Genomic DNA, 24,311 nt, shown 5'->3' with positions numbered 1-24,311 from the left:
GCCCTTCGGGCACCCCCTTCGAAGGGGGATTTGTCCCCCCGCTGGCGCATGCCTCGCGCCTGTGCCACATCAGAAAAGGATTTTTAGGGGTTTCTTGTCCCCATAAAAGCAGTAAAGCGCCCTTTTGAGCGCTTTACCTAAATGTTTTGAAGCGGGATATTAATCGGTAATCTCCGTAATTACCTGTCCGACGCACCCGCTGGGTTGCTGAATGTTGAGGAGGGCCGCAAGGGTAGGGGCAATATCGGTCATTCCGATGTTTCTATGGGTTTTTCCGGGGCGTATTCCCGCTCCCATCCACACCAAGGGAATATGGGAATCATAGGGGTTCCAATCGCCGTGGGTGGCCCCCATTCGCGATCCGGCCTTCCATCCGGCAGATTTAACGATTACAATGTCGCCACTTCGTTTTGGGTTATAGCCGTTGATCAACATGGTTTTTACAGGCTCCGGATAGGCTGCCGAAGCGAGGTCCTCGTTTATAAATGCCGTTTCTATTCCCGGAACCTGCTTGAGCTGGTCTATGATGAAATTGGCGGCCGTGGTCTTGTCTACGCCGATCTTGGCAAGCACATCGTAATCCAGGTACAATTGAAAACCGCTTTTGGCCAGAATGATATCGGAGGTACCGAACTCTTTCTTCAGTGCCTGGCCGAGCTGTTTAAAAACATCATTGGTCAAGACCCCGGTCGGGATTCGGTGTTCCTCCAAATAGCCAGGGGAATGGTTCCCCCCATGGTCAGCCGTTATAAAAAAGAGATAGCCGTTTTTGCCGTAACGCTCATCCAGATAGTTGAAAAAGTTTTCCAGGTCCCTGTCCAGTCTGAGGTAGGTGTCTTCTACCTCAATGGAGTTCGGCCCGTAGGCATGGCCGATCTTGTCCGGACTCGAAAGGCTGACCGCAAGAAAATCGGTAAATTTTCCCTGTCCCAACCCATATCCGTCTATGGCCGCCTTGGCAAATTCGAGGGTCCAGGTATTTCCGAACGGCGATCTTGATATCGAGGTTTTATGGGGAAAGACGGGTTTTTTTTCGTCGCCGCTAAGGCTTTCATAATCCTTGTCGTCCTTGTCACTTAACACATAGGTGTCGATAGGATGTAGCGTTTGCCAGTCTTTGGGCATCAAAATTTTATCCCACTTCTTTTTGTTGAACGCATTTACCCAATCCGGGAGGGCATCCATATAGTAGGTGCTGGTGGTAAACTTGCCTGATTTTTCCCAAAAGGCCGCATTGGCCGTATGGCCGCCCGGAAGGATGGCCCCCCTATCTTTAATGGAGATACCCACGACCTTGCTTTGATAGTTGGTGGCCATACGTAATTCGTCACCAATGGTAGTGGTAAGGAGGTTGCGCGGAGATCGGTTCAGGTCGGGGTTTCCGCCCACCCCTGTTACGGTCGAATCTTCGACATTGGAGATTTCCCGCCCCCAGGAACGATCGTACCAATCGTTCCCGACGATGCCGTTTAGGGCAGGTACCGAGCCCGTATACACCGACGCATGACCAGCTGCCGTAACGGTTGGGACATGCCGGATCATGGTGTTTTCGCAACGAAAACCCTGGGCAAGAAGGCGCTTGATGCCGCCGTCGACGTATCTGTCCTGATACTTGTACAAATAATCCCACCGCATCTGGTCGACCATCAGGCCTACTACAATTTTGGGTTTATCCGCAGTTGGGGTTTGCGCAAGACATCCCTTGGAGATGAAATGCGACATCACAATTAAAATGAGGAAACTGATTTTTTTCATGATTTGTTTTTAGGTAATGAACTCGTGTAGATGTATTTAATTTTTAGTTAGATTGACGGTTTCACCCATCTTTTGCCCGTGGGTTTCGGGACGGCGAGGGGAAGGAAACTTTGAGTTTTCGGCAAAATCCGAACATTTTAGATGGCTTCATAGAATGCTTGTTCTTTTGGCCGTTTTGGCCACAAACAGGATCAAATTTACCATCTTTCCCCATCAAAATCATATAGAATTTAATAGAAAACATGTAACTATTTGACTATTTCCTTGGCTTGAAATCAAAAATCGGGTCTGCTTCAATACCTCGGCGTACACTAGGGATCCCAAGGCATAAGGTGTCTCCGCTGTCGTAAGCGTCACGTTTGTATCGAATCAAGTAGATAAACCGTGTCTTTGTAGGGGGTGTTTTCTCACACAGACACAGGTTTGTTCCGTCTGGGCCAAAAGGCCAATGATATTACTCCAAGGCAAAGGCGATGATCGTATTTCCCTTTTCTGTTCCCAATTTTTCGCCGCCACAGGCCAGGGCAATAAATTGTTTTCCGTTTACTTCGTACATGGCAGGTGTGGCAAAGGCCGGGGCGGGCAGTCGGTATTCCCATAACTTGGCTCCCGTATGCTTGTCGAAAACCCTAAAATAACCATCGCGGGTAGCCGCAATGAACAAGAGTCCGTTTTCGGTAACCACTGGCCCGCCGTAGTTTTCGGTTCCTGTTCCTTTAATGCCTTTTTCCAAGAGTTCGGGAGATTCGCCCAAAACAATGGACCAAATATACTCTCCGGTATTTAAATCGATGGCGTGCATTGTGCCCCACGGGGGATCTAGGGCCGGGAGGCCGTTTTTATCCAAAAATTTGTTGTAGCCCATATGCTTATAGGGCGTGCGGTATCCTTTTTCGGCATTCGTGTTTTCCGCAACGTTATGCTTGATTTCCTGGTTGAACAGAAAACTTATGAGGGCGTCTTTTTCCTTTGGCTTCAATTGGGGAAAGCCCGTCATCATACCTTTTCCGTTTGCAATGATAGAAGAGATTTCTTCCCTAGATTTACGGAGTTCAATATCTACCAATGAAGGAAATCCGCTTGCGGCCAGTCCCTTTCTATCCGCTTGATGGCAGCTTACGCAATATTGGGCATAGGTGGCCTCGCCCAAGGGGAGGGCTTCCCAATCGGTATCGTTTAGGCCCATTTGCATGATCCAGGGCATCTCGTTTGAATTCACGTAAATGATGCCTTCTTCGGGGTCTGCCGCCGTACCGCCCCATTCCGCCGCTCCGTCGTAACCGGGCAAGAGCAAGGTAGGCTCCAAACTGGGCGGGGCGTAGATGCGCTTGTCCAGTTTCCGTAATATGGCCCTGAGCGAATCGGGGTTTTCGGCATAGGGACTCACATTGTCTTCGGTGATGTCGGTAGATTGCCGTGCAAAGGGTTTTGGTTTTACAGGTATGGGTTGGCTAGGCCATGCTTCTTCCCCTTTCAAAGTGGAGGCCGGTACGGGCACTTCTTCGATATCAAAAAGGGGTTCGCCCGTTTTTCGGTCGAAGACGTACACATAGCCCTGTTTGGTCACTTGGGCCACGGCGGCAATTTTTTTGCCTTCCCGTTCTACCGTCAACAGGTTGGGCGGGGCAGGGGGATCGCGGTCCCAAAGGTCGTGATGGGTAAATTGAAAGTGCCATAGCCTTTGGCCCGTATTCGCATCCAAGGCGAGCAGGCAGTCGGAATAAAGGTTGCTTCCTTTTCGGGCTCCCCCGTAAAAATCGGGGGCGGCGGAACCTATGGGGGCATAGATAATTTCGAGTTCCTCGTCTACGGCCATACCGGCCCAATTATTTGCCGCACCCACTTCGTCGCTTCGATAGGCGTTTTCTTCCCAAGTATCATAGCCTTCCTCCCCTGGATGTGGAATGGTATGGAAAACCCATTCCAAGGCCCCTGTAAGTACGTTGAAGGCCATAAGGTTTCCCGGAGCCGCGCCAGCCCCTTCGGAGAGCCGAAGCGGCATTACGATGAGGTTTTTGAAGATGCTTCCGGGGGTGTTGGATATTACAAACTTTTCCCGTGCGCTTTCGGGCATTCCCGAACGCAGGTCGATTTTGCCCTTATCGCCAAATGTGGGTATGGGCTTTCCCGTAAGGGCATCCAAGGCATAGAGATGGGGCCCGCGGGTACAAAGGATCCGTTTGTCATCGCCCGCTTCCCAATACGACACCCCCCTGCTGGTAGAATGCCACACTTGTATGGAATCGCCAAACTGCCAAATCTCCTTCCCCGTTTCGGCATTTAGGGCGACTACCCGGAGCGCTGCGGTAACCCCGTACAAGATACTGTCTACGACCAAGGGGTTCATCTGCATCTGGCCCCAATCGGGCGCCTCGTAGGTCCAGGCCACTTTTAGGTCTTTGACGTTGTCCTTGTTTATTTGGGATAGCGTGGAGTAATGGCTTCGGCCGGGATCGCCCAGATACGACGACCAAGTTCTATAGGCCTTATGGGCCGGCCCTTTTTCGGTGTTGGATCGACAACTGAAAAGCAGGGTTCCCAAAACAGTGCACAACACGGGTAAAACTAATTTTTTTAAAGACATGGCAAGAATGGTATGGCTCCCCTAAATGTAAGTAAAAACCTAAAAATAACGGTCAAGTATTTGGGTTACCGAGGCTTTGTACGAACTGCCGAACAGGTTCAAATGGACCAAGAGGTAGTAGAGTTGGTAGATGTCGTTCCGTTCTTTTTCGTGGCCCACAGGAGGGAAATGCTCTTGATAGGCGCGGTAGAACGAAGGTCCAAACCCCCCGAAGAGGCGGGTCATGGCCATATCGACCTCATAATGCCCGTAATACACGGCGGGATCGATCAAATAGGGGGCGCCCTTTGCTGAAATCAGGTAGTTGCCGCTCCATAGGTCGCCATGCAACAAAGACGGTGTAACATGGGGAAACAGCTGGGAACAGCCCTTTATAAGTCCTTCTTCCGTGGGGATTTCGCTATATGTGAGTTTGCCGGTGTCGATCGCCAGCTTCAACTGGGGCAACAAGCGTTCTTGAACATAAAAGTCGGACCACAGGGCATGTTTCGAGTTCGATTGGGGAAGACTGCCGATAAAATTGTCGTTCGGGAACCCGAACTCCTTGGCAGTGGCTTGGCGATGTAAGGCGGCCAGTTGATGGCCCAAGGCTTCAAAGTCGGCTTCCGTGGGCCGTTTGGGTTCGATATGGTCCATCACCAAAAAACCACCTTTTTCAAGAGGCTCACAGAGCAAAACCTTCGGTACGTTTATGGTTTTGGATTGGGCAATAGCCTGCAAACCCGCTTTTTCGGCCTTGAACATGTCGTGGGCCCTGTCGTCGTAATTGATTTTGCAGAAAAAGCGTTCCGTTTCGGCTTCCAGCAGGTAGGCTTCGGAAATATCGCCTCCCGAAACGGGCTGCATTCTTCGAACCTTTACGCCGAGCAAGTATTCAATATGTTCCTTAAGGGCCTTGTTCATTTAATTTTTGGGCATTTGTTGGGCCTTTATTTCCCGTTCACCGGTATGGTCGACCCCTTTTTGGCGTTCGAGGGCGATCATGGCGGCCGGCCTGAAATTGGTAATCAGGGCGCGTCTGTGTTGGGCCGTCGAATTCCCCCTACTGTAGTGTAAGGTTCCGCCCTGGTGAAAAACGCAGGAGCCGGGACGGAGTTCGACACAAACCGAATTAGCTTCGCTTCCCTCACATTTCAAGGCGCCTTTGTTCCCTGTTTGTACATGGGGCAATAGCGGTTGCGAATGCGATTTTGGCGTATACCACATACACCCGTTCTCCTTAAAGGCGGGGTCGATGGCCACCCAACAGCTGGCCGCCCGTTTGTCGGGCATATCGATCCAGTAGGCCGCATCTTGGTGCCATGGGGTTATGGTGTTGGTAAAGGGGGCCTTGTTGATGAGCATATCGAAATCGAGCGCAATATCGTCGCCCATTAATGCTTTGGCGATACCTAGGGATTTTTGGTGCAAGGGTTTTTCCAATAATTGCGGAAGCACCTTGCTGGGTACCATGATCTGGGTAATTTTCTCAGATTTTCCCTTGCTTCCCGATAGGTCGGAACGATACCGGGAGGCATCGACCCTATTCTCTAAAAAGGAGGTGTAAACATCACTGTAGTAGGCGACTTCAGCAGGGGACAAAAGGTCTTCGATAACCAGATAGCCTTCTTCTTCGAAGAACGTTTTTTGGCGGTGGTCCAGTGGGTACATAGGGTATGGTTTTAACAAGCGGGGGCCGCTTGGCACGATGGAACTAAGATAGCCATAATGGCGCAAAAATACAGGGCGGAGATTACTCCAATATTTTCGTTACTTTAGAAGAATCAACCAGCTAAATAACCCACCACATGTCACAACTCGCCGAAAGCGTTTCGAAACGTCTTTTTTCCTTGGATGTTTTTCGGGGCCTTACCATGTTTTTATTGATTGCCGAGGCCGCAGGGTTTCACCATAACTTTTCGGAACTGGTCGAAGGGACGGCCTTTTCGGGCTTCGCCCGGCAATTGCACCACCACCCGTGGAACGGGCTGAGGTTTTGGGACCTTATTCAACCCTTTTTTATGTTCATCGTTGGGGTGGCCATGCCCTTTTCGTTGCGAAAAAGACTGGCACAGGGCGATAGAAAACAGGTGACCAAGCACATCGTAAGACGGTGTTTTCTTTTGTTCCTCTTTGGTGTCCTCTTGCATTGCGTGTACAGCCATGCCCTGGTCTGGGAGCTTTGGAACGTGCTCGTACAACTTGCTTTTACGATATTGATAGCATACGCCATCATGAACCTGCCCAATAAAATACAAATCGGTATATCTTTGGCCCTGCTCGTGCTTACCGAAATCCTGTATCGCGCCTACAACCCGGCAGGACCCTATGTGCAAGGGCATGACAGTTTCGGTTCGTACATAGATATGCTGGTTATGGGAAAAGTAAACGACGGGTATTGGGTCTTTGTGAACTTTATCCCTACGGCCGCCCATACCATTTGGGGCGTGGTCTGTGGCAAGATGCTGTTGTCGCATATTCCCGCCAAGGAAAAAATCAGGCCTTTCTTGATTTGGGGAACGGCGATTTTGCTACTCGGCTTTGCCTTGGACCTATTGAACATTACGCCCATCATCAAACGTATAGCCACCAGTTCCTTTACCCTGGCATCGGGGGGTTTTGCCGTTTTAACGCTAACGCTTTTCTATTGGCTTATCGATATAAGGGGGTACAAGGCGAACTGGCTTAAAATATTTTCCGTGGTCGGCACCAATTCCATTTTTATCTACCTGTTTGCAGAAACCGTTGGCGCCCAATGGTTCCGGGGCTTTGGCCGTATTTGGACGGAAGGCCTCTTGGCGCCCATGGGATTGTCCGAACAGCTTATAATGGTTCTCAATGCCTTACTGGTATTGTTTATCTTTTGGTATATTACCTATTTTCTCGACAAGCACAAGATTTATTTTAAAGTATAAGTGCCTAACCTTTAATTCAACATCAAACTTAAAACTATGCGATTTAAACATGTCCTTAGCCTATCTTTCTTGGCCTTTTTTGTTCTTTTGGCCTGTGGCGTAAAAAAAGGCGATAAGCCAGACGACGAATGGGAATATCTTTTTAATGGCAAGAATTTGGAGGGATGGACCACCAAAATCCACCATTATGAAACGGGCGACAACTATGGCGATACCTTTCGGGCCGAAGACGGGATCATTAAAGTACGCTACGATAAGTACGAGGGCGATTTTAACGACCGTTTCGGGCATTTGTATTTCGACAAGCCCTTTTCGCATTTTCACCTATCGATGGAATATCGCTTTGTGGGGGAATTGCATCCCGGGGCACCTTCGTATACCTTAAAGAACAGCGGGGTAATGTTTCACTCGCAAGACCCCAGAACCATGCTTAAGGAGCAAAACTGGCCCATTTCGGTAGAGATGCAGTTTTTGGCGGGAATAACCGAGGGCGAGGAACGGCCTACGGGGAACATGTGTTCCCCGGGAACCGAAATCGACTTTCAGGGCGAAATGTATCCCGGACACTGTTTGAACTCTACCTCCGACACCTTTTTTGGCGACCAATGGGTCAAGGCCGAGCTGATTGTTTACGGCGACTCCTTGGTCAAACATATAATCAACGGCAAGACCGTATTGGAATACACCAAACCTCGGATCGGGGGCGGGGTGGTCGACGGCTACGACCCCAAATACAAGGTCGACGACACGCCCCTGACCCAAGGCATGATTGCCCTACAAAGCGAAGGCCAGCCCATTGATTTTAGAAATATAAAAATCAAAAACCTTAAGGAGTAAGAGCGTTTGGCCTGCTTTCAAAACTACTTTTCGTAGAGCTCGATGGGCAGCCCGTCGGGATCGGCAAAGAAAGTAAATTGCCTTCCCGTAAATTCGTCCGTTCGGATGGGTTCCACGTCGAGGCCCTCGGCCATAAGCCTTTGCCTTTCAGCGGCCACGTCGTCTACTTCGAAGGCCAAATGCCTAAGTCCGGCCGCTTCGGGCCTAGAAATGCGTTTGGGCGGATCGGGAAAGGAGAAGAGCTCAATAAGGTATTCGCCGTTAAGGGCCAGGTCGAGCTTGTACGACCGTCTTTCTTCCCGATAGGTTTCCCGTAAGACCTGAAGCCCCAGAATATCGGTATAAAACCTTTTGGAGGTTTTATAATCGGAGCAGATAATGGCGATATGGTGTATGCGTTTCAAGCTCATTGGCCGAGGTCTTCGGGGTATTTGCCCGCCGTGGTCCATCCCCCGTCGACGGGGATGGTCTGTCCGTTGATATGGCCGGCCTCGTCCGAAAGCAGGAACAGGCAGGTATTGGCGATGTCTTCGGGCTTGCCTACGCGCCCATTGGGGTTCAATTTGCCCCATATCCCTTCGTAATCGGGCTGTTCCTGTCGCGTACGCTCGGTAAGTGTTGCGCCGGGCGCCACCACATTGATGTTTATTCGGTGTTTGTCGAGCTCGAAGGCCAGGTTGACGGCCATCATCCGCAGGGCGGCCTTGGTCATTGCATAGGCGGTAAGGTTGCGGTAGGCCCTAATGCCTACCTGGGAGGATAGAAGCACCACTTTTCCGCCGCTTTTTTGCCGGATCATCTCCTTGGCGGCGCGCTGTACCAGAAAAAAGGCGCCCTGCAGGTTCAACTGAACCACCTTGTTGAACGATTCGGGGGTGAACTTCAGAAAATCGCCGAAAAGGGTAATGCCCGCATTGGGAATCACAAAGTCTATTTTTCCGAATTGCGACAGGGCAAAACCCACCATCTTGTCAATAAAGCCCACATTGCCCGCATCACCGGCAAAAGGGAGGCAACGGCCTTTATGGCTTTGGTCGATTTCATGCGCCGAACGTTCGCACAGGGCGGTATCGATATCGTTGAGAACTACGTTGGCGCCTTGCCTTGTCAGGGCTTCGGCAATGGCGCGGCCGATACCTTCGCCGGCACCGGTAACTATAGCTGTTTTGTCTTTGATTCCCGAATAGGCCATTAGCTGTGTTTAAAATAGGTTATGGGCCTTCCCTTGACCTTGGGTCTATAGGCGAACAATCCGCCGCTTTTTGGATGCTTTTCAATTTGCTTCTGGCTGAGTCCGCTCCGGGCGGTGGTAATGTAAAGGGTGTCGAGGTCCTTGCCACCGAAGCAGCACGAGGTCACATGGGGCGCGTCTACGTCTATCTTTTGCAGCACCTCCCCGGTTTTGGGGTTCCACCGGCGCACACAGCTACCTCCCCAATGGGCGATCCACAGCATATTTTCAGAATCGATGCACATACCGTCGGCACCCCCATAGGTACTGGGAATTTTAAAGGCCGTTTGCCTGTTCGAAAGGGAGCCCGTTTCCAGATGGTATTCGTAACGGTCGATTTTATAGGTGTCGGTGTCGCTAAAATAGAAGGTTTTTCGGTCGGAGGTCCAGGCCATGCCGTTTGAAATGGTGGTTCCCGAAATTTCGGTTTTTACCTTCAGGGTCGGGTCTACCCGAAACAAGGTGCCGCTTTTTGGCGCGAATTCTTTGTGCATGGTACCGATATAAAAATGACCGTTGGGTCCGGTTTTGCCATCGTTAAAACGCATCATGGGGTCGTTGTTTTCAAGCACGCCCGGTCGATGCAGAAACCCGGTATCGACATCAAAGACCGCCAGGCCTTTTTCAAGGGCGAGCAACAGGTTTCCATTTTCCATGGGCACTGCCGCGCCAAGCATTTCATCAAAGTCCCAATGCGCATTATGTTGGGTGGCGGGCCGATGGGCGTGGAGCTTTTTACCCTCGATATCGACCCAGTACAGGGTTTGGCTTCTTTCGTCCCAAACGGGTCCCTCACCAAGTAAGGACCGGTTATCGAGTATGGGTTCCGCTTTATGGGTTGAGGTTTCGGGCATGCCGTTGTTTTCAAAAAGAAAGTTACGGAATTTACTCGATAATCGAGTTTAAACCCCATTGGCCCTTCCCCCCGAAAAGTCAAGGACCTTTGCGCTCCCTGCGAGCTACATGGGCGAATTTACTTCTCCTTTACAAAATCCTTTTTTAGGCGCATCTTGCTATCGGGCACTTTGTTGATCAGTTTTTTCTTGCCGTTCCTTTTGATGAGCTCAAACGAGTCGTAGAGGCTTCCTATGGGGGTATAGGCCCCATAGGTAAGGGTGTCTTTTGAGACCGATATAATTTGAAAGAGCTGGGTGTATTCGCCCCTTCGAACCATCCAGTCTTGGTCTTGCGATTCGTACATTTTGGGCCCACTGACCGATACGGCGTATACGGTACCCGCATCGTTCACTACGGTCAATCCCTGACCTCGGTTTTTATCGCTGCCCCGGGCATAGGTGTGGTCGTGCCCCTGTAGGACCAAATCTACCCCGTATTTGTCGATAAGGGGCTTTAGGGCCTCCCTAAGTTCTTTGTTGTCCCTGCCCTTGGCGGTCGAATAAATGGGGTAATGGGTGGTAATCGCCGTCCATTTCTTGGTGTTGTTGCTAAGTACCGAGTCTAACCATTGGACCTGTGTGCCCCGCGCCTCTTCGTGCTCGTCAAAGGCTTCACTATCGATCGAGATAAGCTTCATATTCTCGTAATCCACGGCGTAGCAGGTTTCCTTAAGGGCCTCGGTCGGGCCATTTTCGGGCAAGGTGAAATGCGGCCTCCACAAGGAGGAAAGAATACCGTCCCTGTATTCGTGGTTTCCCGGTGTCATCATACTGGGTACGGTGGCATGGATAAAACTGCCCGCATAGAACCATTCGCCCCATTCCAAATTGGCATCGCGGTCATTGATAAGGTCGCCTGCATGGAGCATAAAATCGACATTGGGGTATTGTTTGTACGAATTGCGTATGACCCTCGACCAAAGCGATTTGACGTTGTTTTGGGCATCGCCAAAGTAGATAAAACTAAAGGGTCTTTCGCCCGATGCACTGGCTGTGGTAAACTGGAACCATTCGCTCCAATAGCCATTTTCCTTTTCACCGCTTCCTACCCGGTACGCATAGGTGGTTTCTGGTTCCAAACCGTCGACAATGGCCGAATGGAAGGTACTCTTGACCAAGGGTTCCCGTCGGTTTTGGTTTTCAAACTTTTGGCTGGTTGCCTCGATCCTTCTTACCCCCTTCAAAAGAAACTCGGGGCCATCGGTGGCCTTGGCAATCTCTACAAACCCCGTGCTTACCTGTTGGTTGGTACGCCAATTGACCGCAAAGCTATGGGCCGGGTCGACGGTAAGGTTGGTAATGATCCTATCGGGCGTTCTGGAAGGGAACATTAATTTATGGCCGAGAAGGGAATCGATGTCGGCATAATGGGTATGGTGCCCGTCGCCGTGCTGGTGCTCTTGGGCCGCAACAGGCATACATACCGTGGCGGCTATTAGAAGGCAAAGGGATAATTTTAACTTTTTCATGGGTTTAAGGCGGTATGATGATTATGGATGTCTTGGTTTATACCTGGGTAAATCTACAAAGAAGCATGGTGAAGTAGGTCAAGAATTTTGCTTTTCATTGATGGAAATTTGTCGATTGGACCCAAGCCCAAAAAGCGCTCCTTCTTGTGTTCCTTTGGTGGATATATTCTTTTGGCCCGAATGTGTATTTGCCAATTTTTTGGTGTTGAAATGGGATTTTGGCAATAAAGTCCCGCCCCTATTTGTTTATCCACAAATCATTGGGCCTAATGGGGTTAAGCCTGAGTTCAAGAACAATTTTGAGGTATTTTTACAGTTAGTGATTTAAGTAACGTCTTTCCAAATAGCGATTATTTCAAAGAAAAAACAATACATGGTTCAAAAAGGTGTCGAGGCCCAGCGTTTGGCCGTACCCGATAACTATAGGAATTGGAAAAAATGGGGCCCCTATTTGGCCGAGCGCCAGTGGGGCACCGTTCGCGAGGATTATAGCGAATATGGCCATGCCTGGGAGTTTATAGACCACGAAAAGGCACGTAGCAATGCGTATAGATGGGGCGAAGAGGGTATTGCCGGCTTTTGCGATTCTCGCGAAATACTCTGTTTGGCACCGGTTTTTTGGAACGGCAAAGACCCCATCTTAAAGGAGCGTTTGTACGGTCTTACCAACAACCAGGGCAACCATGGCGAAGATGTAAAGGAACTCTATTTTCATCAGGTTTCGTCGCCCACGCATTCCTATTCGAAGTATTTGTACAAATACCCGCACAAGCGCTTTCCTTACGAAAGCTTGGTAGAGCAGAACCGCCGCAGTCGCGAAGAACCGGAATTTGAGCTCTTGGATACCGATTGCTTTAAGGACAATGCCTATTTCGATTGCTTTGTCGAATATGCCAAGGCCGATGTGGACGATATTTTGATGAAGGTAACGGTGGTCAACCGGGGGAAAAAGGCCGCTACCGCCCACGTGCTTCCCCACCTTTGGTTTCGAAATTTCTGGAAGCACAACAAACGGTTTACCCGGCCCAGGATAACTGCAGTAGATGCCCATTGTGTCGAATCGAGAAGTACCCGGAACGGAAGGTATTTTCTCTACCACCAAAAGGGAGAGCAACTGTTCTGTGAAAACGAGACCAACAATGAAAAAATATACAAGGTACCGAACGAGACCGAATACGTAAAGGACGGGATCAACGAACGGGTGGTCAACCGCAAAAGAAAAAGTGTCAATCCGCAGAAGACGGGCTCAAAATTTGCCGTTTGGCACAAGTTTAGGCTTGGCCCGGGCAAGGCAAAGACCATAAAGGTTCGACTTAGTAAAAGGAAGGTGGCCGAACCTTGGAAGGATTTTGATGCCGTTTTTGAACAGCGCATAGGGGAGTGCGAGGAATTTTATGGCGAAACCTTGACCAAGGAGCTGCCCGCCGCCCACCGCGAAATTGCCAAAAAGGCCTTTTCGGGCCTGTTATGGACCAAGCAATTCTATTATTACGATGTGTTTAAGTGGCTGTTCGGTGGTCCCGGCGAACTTAAGCCCTATCGGGCCAACGCACGGAACTTCAGTTGGCAGCACCTGACCAACCGACATGTGATATCCATGCCCGATAAATGGGAATACCCGTGGTACGCGGCGTGGGACTTGGCCTTTCACATGGTTTCCTTTGTCGAGATAGACCCCTATTTTGCCAAAGAGCAGCTTCTGCTGGTACTGCGTGAAAGCTATATGCACCCCAACGGACAGATACCGGCCTACGAGTGGAATTTTAGCGACGTGAACCCCCCAGTGCATTCCTGGGCGGTGTGGAGCGTATACGAAAAAGATAAGGCGCGGACGGGAAAAGGGGACCGCAATTTCTTGGAAAAGGCCTTTCAGAAGCTTTTGGTCAATTTCACCTGGTGGGTCAACCAAAAGGACACGCACGGCACGAACCTGTTCGAAGGCGGGTTTTTGGGCCTCGACAACATCGGGGTATTCGACCGAAACCATATGCCCCCGGGCATCACCAGAATGCAACAGGCCGATGCCACGAGCTGGATGGCCATGTTTACCCTCAACATGCTACGGATGTCGTTGGAGCTGGCCGAGGGAGACGACGCCTACGAAGAGGCCGCGGCCAAATTCTTTAGGCATTTTTTGAACATTGCCTGGGCCATGCACCATATCGGCGCCAAGGATATCTCACTTTGGGACGATGAGGACAATTTCTACTATGACGTGGTGGAGATGTCGAGCGGTACGAGCCAGCGATTGAAAGTACGTTCCCTAGTGGGGATCATTCCCATGTTCGCCGTTGAGGTCATTCACAAAAACCCCTTCCAAGAGCTGAGGGAGTTTAAGGTAAGGGCCGCAAAGATCGTGTTGACACGGCCAGACCTCGCTTCGCTGATTTCCCGGATTGAGGAAGCGAACGAAGACGGAAACTACCTCTTCTCCATCATGCGGGGCTTTAGGCTCGAACACTTATTGAAACGACTGCTCGACGAAGACGAGTTTCTATCCGATTACGGAATACGTTCACTGTCCAAATACCACAAGGAAAACCCCTATGTATTCGAGCATCACGGCCACCACCGGATCGAGTACGAGCCCGGGGAAAGCAAATCGAACATGTTCGGCGGCAATTCGAATTGGCGGGGGCCTATATGGATGCCCCTAAATTACATGATCGTCCAATCCTTGCGAAAATACTACCAGTACTACGGCCCTACCTATGTATACGAGTTTCCCACCGGTTCTGGAAACAAGTTGAACCTCAACCAAATCGCGGATGAAATAACCAAGCGATTGGTACGCCTTTTCGAGCGGGACGGGGCAGGCAAATTCCGCTACCATTCCGACGACCCGCAATCGGTCTTTACCAAAGACGCCCATTTTAAAAACGAACACCTTTTTTATGAGTTCTTTGACGGGGACACGGGAAAGGGGTTGGGAGCCTCGCACCAGACCGGATGGACGGCCCTTATCGCCAATTTGATCATGGAGATGGAGCAGAACAAGGGCTGAGTATCCCTTGGAACATTGCACCAGGGCCTATCGAAGAATACTGTCGTATTTGGATCGGTTGTCCAAAAGTTCGGCTGCGGCCAAAATGGCCTCGTCGTTCTTTAGGTAGTACTCGTAAAGGCCTTCGCGGTAAAAGTAGCGTTTAATGATCTCGTCCTGTAGCTTGCTCTTTATCTCATTTTGATATTCTTCAAGGGCCGTGATCTTACGCTTTTCGATATCGACCAAGAGGGTTTCAAAGTCGCTTTCGATCGCCTCGTTGAAGATTACCTCTTCCCGGTCGGTCATGGCAGCCTTTAAGGTCTTTTCTATTTTGGTCTCAAAAGAGAAGTTGCTTTCGGAGACAAAGGTTTTGAAATCTTCGTAATCGCTGTCGGAGAAGGCGAAATCGTCTACACTGTCCAGGGCGTGTTTGTAATAGTATTGGGTGGCAAAGTCGAAGATTACATTGTTGTTCATTAGGGCCGAGGTCAGTTCATTGGCCTTGGTCGAGGCGATTTCGATATCGGGCAAGACCCCGCCACCATCCTGTACCTTGCGTCCATTGCGCGTGGTAAAGTCGTTAAAGGTGGTTTTTTGGACGGCGTTGCCGTCCTTGTCCCTGTTCCAATAGTCGAGCGATTGGATACATCTTCCCGAAGGGGTGTAGTAACGGCTGATGGTAACCTTCAATTGGGTGCCGTAGGTGAGCTTTAAGGGGCGTTGTACCAAGCCCTTCCCGAAACTACGGGCGCCCATGATTACGGCCCTGTCGAGGTCTTGCAACCCCCCTGAAACGATTTCACTGGCCGAGGCACTGTTGCCGTTGACCAAGACGACCAGGGGAATTTCGGTATCCACCGGTTGGTTCTTGGTCTTGTACTCCCTGTTGAACTTTTTCACCTTTGACTTCGTCGTTACGATCAACTCGCCCTTGTCGACAAATAGGTTGGTTACGTTGATCGCCTCCGATAGGAGGCCGCCCGGGTTGCCGCGCAGGTCGAGGATGATTTTTTCGGCGCCCTGGGCCTTAAGGTCTATGAGGGCCGATTTGGTTTGGCTCGATGCCTTGGCGTTGAATTTGGACAGGACAATGTAGCCGGTTTTGTCGTCGGCCATTTTGTAGAAGGGTACGGCGTCTACTTCGACGGCACCCCGTGTAATGGTGGCGGTTTTGGTTTCACCCTGTCTGGAAAAGGTCACCTCGACCGAAGTGTTGTTGGCCCCCTTTAGGAGCTCGCTGGCGTTATCGTCGAACTTGGCCACTTCGATGTCGCCTATCTTGAGGATCTCGTCGCCCGCTTTGAGTCCCGCCTTATCGGCGGGGTAGCCCTTATAGGGCTCAACGATGAGCAACTTGTCGTCATATGAGCGGACAAGGGCTCCGATACCCGAATACTCACCGGCATTGTTTATGCGGTACGACTCCACGTCCTGTTCGTTCAAAAACTTGGTATACGGGTCGAGCTCGTCGAGCATGTTCTTTATGGCGGTGTCCATCAACTCGGCCGGGTTGGTCTCGTCGACATAGTTCATGTTGAGTTCCTTAAAAAGGGTGGTGAATATCTCGATCTGTTTGGCGATTTCGAAGAAATCGGTCTTTACGAAACCACTTCCGACCACGAACAGGGTCATGGCCATTACGGGGATCAGGATTCTTTTTTTCGCTAAAGCCTTCATTTGGTCTGAATTGTTTGAAGATTTACCATAGGTGTTTTTAGGTGCCCTTTTGCCCTTCCGCCTTTAAAAACTTGGACAAGGTTTTCGTCATGGCGGACTCGATTTCGGTATATGGGGGCATCTTTTTCCCAAGGTATAAAAATAGAAACGCAAAAGAGCCTTCACTATTGTTAAAAACCACATGTTTGTTCAAACGATAGCTTTCGCGCATCAAGCGTTTGATACGGTTGCGGCGCACCGCACTTTTGATGTTCTTTTTGGGGGCTACTGTCCCCACTTGTGCGCGAACCTCTTCGGGAAGTTCGCATTTTAGATAGATCAGCTTGAGCGGAAAGACGGTAACGGACTTGCCCTCTGCAAAAAGCCGGTCGATTACCTTTTTGCTTTTTAACTTTTCTTTTTTGGGGAATTTGAAGTCCATTCGGTTTGAAGTATTTTTGATCAAAAATGGGGCATTCGTAAAACGTGTTGGTTTACGACTGCCCCATCAGCATCTTCACTTTGAGGTGTGGCCGCCCTTTATTCGGCTTTTTGCCAGAGGTTGTCCTCTTGTTTTACGTCGGCCATCAGTTGCGATGGGTCGATCATTACCGCCTTAACCTCCTGCAGGGGCCTATCGATGGTAAAACTATAGGTCGGATACGCCCATGGCCAATCGTTAAGAACCGTTCTTTTGAGTTGGGGGTAGGGGTTTTCCTTTTCGCCGTACATCATTCGAAGCGGGGCATAGAATGTTTCTTGGATACCGTCTTCATAAACGACCAACAGGTCGATGGGCATGGGCATCAGGCCTTTTCGTTCGAGGGTAATTTGGGTCTTTTCGCCTTCGGCCGCCACGTCTTTGATGCCGTAGTCGATGGTGTTGGTGGTTTGGGTCCAATCGGTCAGGTACCAATCCAACTGCATCCCCGATACTTTTTCGGCGGTGCGTATGATGTCGTTCGGAACGGGGTGCTTGAACTTAAAGTCGGCATAGTACTTTCTAAGGGTCTCCATGAGCTTGTCCTGGCCTATTACATAACCCAGTTGCGATAGAAATATGGAGCCCTTGCTGTAGGCCGAGATGCCGTAGGCGTAGTTGAGGTCGTAGCGATCGGCGTGGGTCGTCTGTGGTTGTTCCCTGCCCGACTGCACCAGGTTGTAATAGCCCTTATAGCTGCCCTCAAACGGGTTTTCCTTGTTCTCTTCCATTACGGCGTTCATGGCCAAGCTGGAAATAAACGTAGTAAAACCTTCGTCCATCCACTCGTGTTTCGATTCGTTGGTGGCCAGTACGTGCTGAAACCACGAATGGGCCATTTCGTGGGCCGTAACGCCCACGAGGCTGCCGAACTTTCGCTGTCCGGTGATCAAGGTGGCCATGGCGTATTCCATTCCGCCGTCACCGCCCTGTATAACCGAATATTGCCCGTACGGGTATTCCCCTATGTTCTTGTTGAAGAACTCCATGAGCTCGGCCGTTTTTGGCTGTAGCTTTTTCCAATTGTCGATAATGTCCTTATCGTCCTTGTACAGAAAATGGAGCAGGGGCCCGTTCTCGACCCGAAGGGTATCGTGAAGGTAGTCGGGATCGGCTGCCCACATAAAGTCGTGCACCATCGGGGCCTTAAAATGCCAGGTCAGGGTCTTGCCTTTCGGCTTTTTGACCTTGCTTCCCGGGGCCTCATAGCCATGGCCTATTTCTTGGGGGTTTTGGAGGTAGCCGCTTCCGCCTACCACATAATCCTTGTCGATGGTCAATTTTACGTCGAAATCGCCCCACACGCCGTGAAACTCACGGGCAATGTACGGGGTGGGGTGCCATCCCTCAAAGTCGTACTCGGCCATTTTAGGGTACCATTGGCTCATGGAGAGGGCCACACCCTCTGAACTGTTTCGGCCGGCCCTTCGGATCTGTAGGGGAACCTGCCCTTCAAACACCATGTCAAAGGTCGTTTTCCCCCCGGGAGGGATGGGCTTGGCCAAGTCGACCACAAGAATGGTGCCCTCTTCGACAAAATCGACCTTTTGCCCGTCTTGCAATAGCGAACTGACATGGAGGTAACCCATTTCGTCCTCGCTTAAAGAGGCAATTCGACTGGTGTTTTCATCGGTCATCATACGTCCATCGGGATCGGCGATGGTCTGTAAACGGATGTCCATTTCACTACCGGGCTGAAAGGCGTTGAAGTAGAGGTGGTAGTACACCCTGCCAAGCGCATCGGGAGAGTTGTTGGTATATACCAATTTTTGCGTTCCCGTGTATCGATAGTTCTTTACATCCATGGTCACGTCCATCGTATAATCGACATGTTGTTGCCAATACGAGGTGTTCTGGGCGATCGCCGTCGCCGAGAGGAACAAGAGAAAAAGGCCTTTGAAATAGTTCATAATACGAAATCTGTAACGTTCTAAATAGTTATTGCGACTACAATTTAATCTTTCCTGCGGAAACATTGTGCGCCATAATCAAGGCGTTGTAGGCATTGACGATGGTTCCCGCCTTGGATATCTCGCTCAGGGTAGCCGTTTTCGAGGTATCGCCCGATACTATGACCTGGGTTCGAGGGGCGAGGCCCGATTGCATAATGATCTGTTTGACCTCCGAAGCCGTCAATTTGGGGTAGTAGGAACGGATCAGGGCCGCAACACCGGCAACGGCAGGGGCCGCCATGGAGGTTCCGCCCTGAAAGTCGTACTCGCTACCCGGCATGGACGAGTAAATATCGTCGCCAGGGGCGAAAACATCGACATTCACCTTTCCGTAGTTGCTGAAGCTGGCAACCATTTCAGACCCGTACTTGGGCGTCAAGGCACCAACGGTAATAACATTGTCGGCAATTTCGGGTCCGTTGTTCACTTGGTCGTTCGGAAAATTGGGATTGGCGGGGTCGTCGAGGTCGGCTCCCTCGTTACCTGCGGCATGAACGAAAAGCACATCGTTGTCGGCGGCATACTTGATGGCATCGTAGACCCATTGGGCCTTGGGCGAGTAGGCCTTTCCAAAGCTGCCGTTGATGATCTTGGCACCGTTGTCGACGGCATAACGTATGCCCAGGGCGATGTCTTTATCGTATTCGTCGCCGTTGGGTACGGCACGGATGCTCATGATCTTTACGTTGTTGGCCACCCCGTTGACGCCGATACCGTTATTGCGCTCGGCCGCAATGATGCCGGCAACGTGGGTACCGTGACTTTCATCTTCGGAACGGCTTTGGGGGTTGCCGTTGCCGTAATCGGTATCGTTGATGTCGTACGGATCATCGCCAACAACCTTTCTTCCGTCGAAATCGACGTTGTAGTTATAGTTGACCTGATCGGTGAAGTAATTGATGCCCGCTTCGATTTGTTCGAGCACTTTGGGAATGGTGTCCTCATAGGTCAACATTTGCGACAAGATGCCGACATTCTGTTGCATGGCCTGGTCCGCAGTTGCGATTCCTGCAAGGTCTTCCTTGGTGTAATTGTCTTTTCCCAGTTCCTTCTTCACGGCCTCGTCGGCATTTTTAACGGCTTGGAAAATTTGCTCGTACTGCTGTTTTTGCTGTAGGGCCTTGGCGTACTCTTCCTCAACCTTGGCCTTGGCCTTGGCCTGAAGGGCGGCATCGCCCAATTTCAATTTGACGATACGGGTCACTTCAAGCTGTTCGTTGTACGATTCGCCCAAGAAGTTGTATCCATGGATATCGTCTACATAGCCATTGTTGTCGTTGTCGATTCCGTCTCCGGGAATTTCGTCCTCATTGACCCAAAGCACATCGTCAAGGTCTTCGTGTTTTAGGTCGATACCGGAATCAAGTACGGCCACTACGACGGTTTCCCCTTTTTTGTTCTTGATGATTTCGGCATAGGCCTTGTCTACGCTCATACCGGGAATGGTGTCCGAAACCAGGTCTAAATGGCCCCAATGCTTTTTTTCGGCATCGGTCAGGTCGGATATTTTCAGGGGGGTGGTATCGATGTTCTCGATAGGGGTCGAAACCAAGGTGGTGGCTCCGCAGCCCATCAGCAGAAGGGCCATTGAAAATCCAAAAACGGATTTAGGAAATAATCGTGTCATATAAACAATTTGAGATTAGTGTAAGCGTTTGTGAAATGCACCAGGATTCAAGGCGGGGAAGGACTCTAAATTGCCCCGATCGGCCATGGTTACAAAACAGGTTTTGCCATTTTTGCCCCCAAAGGTAATATTTGAAGGCTTTTTTCCCTTCAATTGTACCTCTTTTATGATTTTTTTATTGGGTGAGACGATAAGTACGGTGCCTTTTCCGTAGCGGGTGACGTACAGGTTGCCCTTGGCGTCGCATCGCATGCCGTCCAATCCGAAGTCTTCGAAGGTCATGAAGCGGGTTTTGTTGCCCAGGCTGCCGTCTGGGTCGATGTCGTATCGCCAGATGTTGCGCTGTACCGATTCGTTAACGTATAGGTTTTTGCCATCGGGGCTGACCTCGATGCCGTTGGTGGTGCCCATGTGGTCTTCGAGCAGGACAATTTCCTTATTGGCCTTTACCTGCCAAAGACGACCGGTGCCTTCGGCCCAATTGGGGTCGCTGAGGTAAATGGTGCCGTTGGGCGCTATGGCCAGATCGTTGGGTTGGCTCATATCGGGGTTATGGGCGTAGACCTCGGCTTTTTTGCCGCCCTTTTCGATGCGGTATACCGTGTGCCCGACATAGTCGGCTACATACATGTGTCCCGCGCTGTCAAAACGGATGCCATTTCCAATACTTTTACCCGGAAGTTTGGTAAATACTGCACTTTCGCCGTTTTCGTATACGATTCCTATCGTGCCCTCTTCCCTGTAGTTGACGGCATAGAGCTTACCGTCTTGATCGACTGCCGGACCTTCGATGCCCTTGGTAAAGCCCCACTCGGGCGTAAAGTCGGAACTGGTCGCCTTTTGTGGGCCACATGAGCAAAGCCAGAGGGCGGATACTAACATACCGAAAGGTATTTTGATGGGGTCAACTGTTGAAAACTTCATCGAAGGTGTAGGTTTTGTCCAAACGAATTCCCCGTTCGGTGGATTTTAGGGTACAAATTTCGTTGTGTGCGTCGTGCTCGAAAAAGAGCAGGTAGTCGTCGGTCAAGGCCTTGTTCAAGAAAACCTCTTTTTCTTCGAGGGTCAATAGGGGCCGGGTATCGTAGCCCATAACATAGGGCAGGGGAATATGGCCCACGGTGGGGATCAGGTCGGCGACGAAGACGAGGGTCTTGCCCTTGTACCTGAGGTGGGGCAACATTTGTTTATCGGTATGGCCGTCGACAAAAAGAATATCGAAGCCGAGTTCGGAATTTTTTAGAAAACGGCCCGAATCCCTTTGTATGAAGTTGAGCTGGCCGCTTTCGTGCATGGGCAGGAGGTTTTCCCTTAAAAAGGAAGCCTTTTCGCGGGCGTTGGGTTCGGTGGCCCATTTCCAGTGCTCCTCGTTGGTCCAGAACTTGGCATTTTTAAAGGCGGGCTCATAGCCCGTCCTGTCCTTGTTCCATTGGATGCTTCCCCCGCAATGGTCGAAATGAAGGTGGGTCATAAAGACATCGGTGATGTCGTCGCGGTGAAAGCCGAATTTTTCAAGGGAGGCGTCCAAGCTATGGTCGCCCCAGCGATAGTAATAACCGAAGAACTTGTCCGATTGCTTGTTCCCCAGGCCCGTATCGATCAAGATCAACCTGTCGCCATCCTCGATCAGAAGGCTTCGGGCGGCGATATCGATGAGGTTGTTGGCGTCGGCAGGATTGGTCTTTTGCCAAATGGTCTTCGGCACGACACCGAACATGGCTCCGCCGTCTAGCTTAAAGTTTCCGGTTTCTATGGGATAAAGGGTCATGGGTCTTGGTTCTAGAAGATGCGCAAATTAAGAAAAGCCTTGATGAAGTACAACAAATGGGGGAATATCGGGGAAAACGAAGGCAGCCTGCGCCCCTTCATAAATATACCTAACGTTATATTTGTGGGTTTCCCTTCTATGGGGGGAATATCCCAGCCTTGGTGGCAGACGTCCTTTTGATGGTCGCTGGGTGGCCTCCATGCCGGTCATCGGATGTAGACCACTTGTTCCCCGGGCTTTATCGTGTCGTTGAAATGAAAGGGCCGCTTGATCCCTTGCCCGTCGAGGATCACAATGGGGAGCACTTCCTGGTCTTTTGCGTTTTTCTTTACCCATTCCCTGGTGCTGATCTCTTTGTCTATCCTTTCCGTCCTTTCCTCAAAATCACCTGTTGAGATCTTATACGACCAGGAGTCCATATCGGTTTTGTTGGCAAACAGCGAAGAGGCATCGATGTGTCCCAAAAGGTTGGGTCCGGCCCCGTTTTCAACCGGCGACATCAGCACTATCCTGTTCGGTATATAGAACGAATTGTAGGCCAATTGTGCCGATAGAAGGTTGATCTCACTGTTGCCCGTCAAGGCGATAAAGGTGTGTTTGGACAGGGCATCGGCGGCTTCGAAGGCATCTTCCTTAAGGCCGTTTCCGTGTATGGCGTTGAGGCCTTGCGCCAGGGCTTCGTTCACCAGGTCTTTATTGGAGTCGATCAGGGTTACATCGTTCTGTTGGGCCAGCTGTTTGGAGAGGTATAGGCCCAAGGGGTTGGCCCCGAGTACCAGAAATCCCTTTCGGGCATCCTGTTTTACGAGTTCGCCCCGTTTTCTGAGCCAATTGGTGGTCCATGTTAGAAAGACGGGTACGGTAAGGGTTGTTGAAATGGCCATAAACACCAATATGGAAAAAATCTCTTGGGAGATTATGTTCATTTGCAGGCCGATACCCGCAATAATGATCTCTACGGCACCCCTGCCGTTCATTCCCGTACCAATGGTAAATCCTTCGCGCCATCCGTATCCGCTGGGCAGGTAAAAAAGGGTGGTCCCCAAGATTTTGCCCACAACGGCGCCTACGATGATCAAAACCAATAAGGCGAGGTCGGTCTGAAAGACCTCGAGGGTAACGTGAAACCCGGCCGTAACGAAAAATATGGGGGCCAAAAAGCCGATTGAAATGTCGTGAAAGACCCCGGTTACCTCCTTAAGTACGGGTCTTGAAAACACGCCATCGCGTATAAAGAGTCCGCCCATAAAGGCGCCTAAAATTCCGTGAAGTCCGGCCAGCTCCGCCAATTCGGAAAAGCCCAGGATAATAATGACCATAATACTGAAATGCGCCGTACGGCCCGAAAGTTGGGCCTTGGCCAGTAATTTTCCTATCACGGGAAACAGATACACCCCCGTTAGTCCCGAAAAGGCAAAGAAGAGGATGGCCTTGGCCGCTACCCAGCCCAAGCCCAGGGCATCGATGCTTCCGGCCTCGACAAAACCGATGATCCCGGCAAAAATGATCAGGGCCAGTGTATCGGAGATCAGGGCCCCGGCCATCAGCACATAGGCTATCCGGGTGTCCAAAAGTTTTAGGTCTACCAAAATCCTGCTTTTTGTTGCCAAAGAGGTAACGCCCACGGCGATACCGACGAACAGGCCGGCTATTTGTGTGCCCCCAAAGGCCAAGATGGTATAGTAGCCGAGGGCAAAAGGCACCACAAAGCCCCCCACGGCAGCCAATAGGCCTGCCCAGGAAGCCTTGCCCAGGTCCTTAAAATTGATTTCCATTCCGATATAGGCCATAAGGAAGAGGATTCCTATTTCGGCCAGAATATCAAGGGCTTCGGAGGTGTCGAGAATTCCGAGTATGGCAGGACCCAGTACGATTCCGATAAGGAGCTCCCCCAAAATAGAGGGGAAACCCATACGCTTTGCCGTTATTCCGCCAATCCAGGCGGCCGACAGTACCAATAGCAGGTTGACGATACTAAGTTCTTCCATAGGTTAAATTTTTGGGGTTCAGGAAATTAAGTAGAAAAAATAACCAAATAAAGATTACCATGCAAGGGGGGGCAAAAGATAATTTGCGGGAGGGTGCGGCGCTATGCCGTCGAAATAATGCGGGCCTTGATTTTTATTGGATTTGGAAGGGCTTGTTTTAGGTCGGGCCCAAGGTTTTTTTCCCGTT

18 protein-coding genes are annotated in these 24,311 nt (G+C 50.6%); 3 read left to right on the top strand and 15 right to left on the bottom strand.

The window, feature by feature from the left end; translation table 11 throughout:
* Positions 1-159: 159 nt before the first annotated feature.
* The 4 genes from pafA to BUB37_RS02050 all read right to left on the bottom strand — a co-directional run bounded on the left by pafA (position 160) and on the right by BUB37_RS02050 (position 5,989).
* On the bottom strand, positions 160-1,755 hold the full coding sequence (gene pafA, locus BUB37_RS02070; protein WP_072987733.1) for an alkaline phosphatase PafA: 1,596 nt from the start codon (positions 1,753-1,755) through the stop codon (positions 160-162).
* Positions 1,756-2,209: 454 nt separating this feature from the next.
* Positions 2,210-4,312: a pyrroloquinoline quinone-dependent dehydrogenase gene (locus BUB37_RS02060; RefSeq protein ID WP_244526696.1), complete on the bottom strand. Its 2,103-nt coding sequence runs from the start codon at positions 4,310-4,312 to the stop codon at positions 2,210-2,212.
* 66 nt (positions 4,313-4,378) lie between these two features.
* Positions 4,379-5,242: a fructosamine kinase family protein gene (locus BUB37_RS02055; protein ID WP_072987724.1), complete on the bottom strand. Its 864-nt coding sequence runs from the start codon at positions 5,240-5,242 to the stop codon at positions 4,379-4,381.
* Positions 5,243-5,989 (bottom strand): phytanoyl-CoA dioxygenase family protein, encoded by a 747-nt coding sequence (locus BUB37_RS02050; protein ID WP_072987721.1) that lies wholly within the window; start codon positions 5,987-5,989, stop codon positions 5,243-5,245. It abuts the gene before it with no gap.
* 137 nt (positions 5,990-6,126) lie between these two features.
* Here BUB37_RS02050 and BUB37_RS02045 point away from each other — a divergent pair, with 137 nt between their 5' ends.
* Together BUB37_RS02045 and BUB37_RS02040 are read left to right on the top strand one after the other, a co-directional pair.
* Positions 6,127-7,233 carry an acyltransferase family protein gene (locus BUB37_RS02045; RefSeq protein WP_072987718.1) on the top strand — a complete coding sequence of 369 codons (1,107 nt, stop codon included), beginning with the start codon at positions 6,127-6,129 and terminating at the stop codon, positions 7,231-7,233.
* A gap of 36 nt (positions 7,234-7,269) precedes the next feature.
* On the top strand, positions 7,270-8,070 hold the full coding sequence (locus tag BUB37_RS02040) for a 3-keto-disaccharide hydrolase (protein ID WP_072987715.1): 801 nt from the start codon (positions 7,270-7,272) through the stop codon (positions 8,068-8,070).
* Between the two features lie 23 nt (positions 8,071-8,093).
* On the opposite strand, the gene gloA2 is transcribed toward BUB37_RS02040, so the two are convergent.
* The 4 genes from gloA2 to BUB37_RS02020 form a co-directional block, all read right to left on the bottom strand.
* Positions 8,094-8,480, bottom strand: coding sequence for an SMU1112c/YaeR family gloxylase I-like metalloprotein (gloA2, locus tag BUB37_RS02035; protein ID WP_072987712.1), 387 nt, complete (start codon positions 8,478-8,480; stop codon positions 8,094-8,096).
* Positions 8,477-9,262, bottom strand: a complete 786-nt coding sequence (locus BUB37_RS02030; protein WP_072987709.1) for an SDR family NAD(P)-dependent oxidoreductase — start codon at positions 9,260-9,262, stop codon at positions 8,477-8,479. The genes gloA2 and BUB37_RS02030 overlap by 4 nt, the downstream gene beginning before the upstream one ends.
* The gene (locus tag BUB37_RS02025) at positions 9,262-10,155 is read right to left on the bottom strand and encodes an SMP-30/gluconolactonase/LRE family protein (RefSeq protein WP_072987706.1); all 894 of its coding nucleotides are present in this window, start codon (positions 10,153-10,155) and stop codon (positions 9,262-9,264) included. Before BUB37_RS02025 ends, BUB37_RS02030 begins: the two co-directional genes overlap by 1 nt.
* Before the next feature lie 119 nt (positions 10,156-10,274).
* Positions 10,275-11,666, bottom strand: coding sequence for a purple acid phosphatase family protein (locus BUB37_RS02020; protein WP_072987703.1), 1,392 nt, complete (start codon positions 11,664-11,666; stop codon positions 10,275-10,277).
* Between the two features lie 373 nt (positions 11,667-12,039).
* On the opposite strand from BUB37_RS02020, the gene BUB37_RS02010 reads away from it, so the two are divergent.
* Positions 12,040-14,670 carry an MGH1-like glycoside hydrolase domain-containing protein gene (locus tag BUB37_RS02010; RefSeq protein ID WP_072987698.1) on the top strand — a complete coding sequence of 877 codons (2,631 nt, stop codon included), beginning with the start codon at positions 12,040-12,042 and terminating at the stop codon, positions 14,668-14,670.
* A gap of 27 nt (positions 14,671-14,697) precedes the next feature.
* Here BUB37_RS02010 and BUB37_RS02005 read toward each other — a convergent pair whose 3' ends face one another.
* From BUB37_RS02005 to BUB37_RS01975, 7 genes are all read right to left on the bottom strand, one after another.
* Complete coding sequence (locus tag BUB37_RS02005) at positions 14,698-16,329, bottom strand: S41 family peptidase (protein WP_072987696.1); 1,632 nt, start codon at positions 16,327-16,329, stop codon at positions 14,698-14,700.
* Between the two features lie 37 nt (positions 16,330-16,366).
* The gene (gene rnpA / locus BUB37_RS02000; RefSeq protein ID WP_072987693.1) at positions 16,367-16,750 is read right to left on the bottom strand and encodes a ribonuclease P protein component; all 384 of its coding nucleotides are present in this window, start codon (positions 16,748-16,750) and stop codon (positions 16,367-16,369) included.
* 98 nt (positions 16,751-16,848) lie between these two features.
* A complete protein-coding gene (locus BUB37_RS01995; protein ID WP_072987690.1) occupies positions 16,849-18,699 on the bottom strand; it encodes a M1 family metallopeptidase in 1,851 nt (616 codons plus the stop codon).
* A 37-nt stretch (positions 18,700-18,736) separates the two neighbouring features.
* Positions 18,737-20,368, bottom strand: coding sequence for a S8 family peptidase (locus BUB37_RS01990; protein ID WP_072987687.1), 1,632 nt, complete (start codon positions 20,366-20,368; stop codon positions 18,737-18,739).
* A 15-nt stretch (positions 20,369-20,383) separates the two neighbouring features.
* Positions 20,384-21,250: an SMP-30/gluconolactonase/LRE family protein gene (locus BUB37_RS01985; protein WP_072989672.1), complete on the bottom strand. Its 867-nt coding sequence runs from the start codon at positions 21,248-21,250 to the stop codon at positions 20,384-20,386.
* A 22-nt stretch (positions 21,251-21,272) separates the two neighbouring features.
* The gene (locus tag BUB37_RS01980; protein WP_072987683.1) at positions 21,273-22,136 is read right to left on the bottom strand and encodes an MBL fold metallo-hydrolase; all 864 of its coding nucleotides are present in this window, start codon (positions 22,134-22,136) and stop codon (positions 21,273-21,275) included.
* Positions 22,137-22,342: 206 nt separating this feature from the next.
* A complete protein-coding gene (locus BUB37_RS01975; RefSeq protein WP_072987679.1) occupies positions 22,343-24,124 on the bottom strand; it encodes a cation:proton antiporter domain-containing protein in 1,782 nt (593 codons plus the stop codon).
* Between the last annotated feature and the right edge of the window lie 187 nt (positions 24,125-24,311).

It is taken from the genome of Pseudozobellia thermophila (genome assembly GCF_900141855.1).
Taxonomy (GTDB): domain Bacteria; phylum Bacteroidota; class Bacteroidia; order Flavobacteriales; family Flavobacteriaceae; genus Pseudozobellia; species Pseudozobellia thermophila.
The sequence above is the reverse complement of the archived record's forward strand: the minus strand, read 5'-3'. Positions and strand labels throughout refer to the sequence as shown.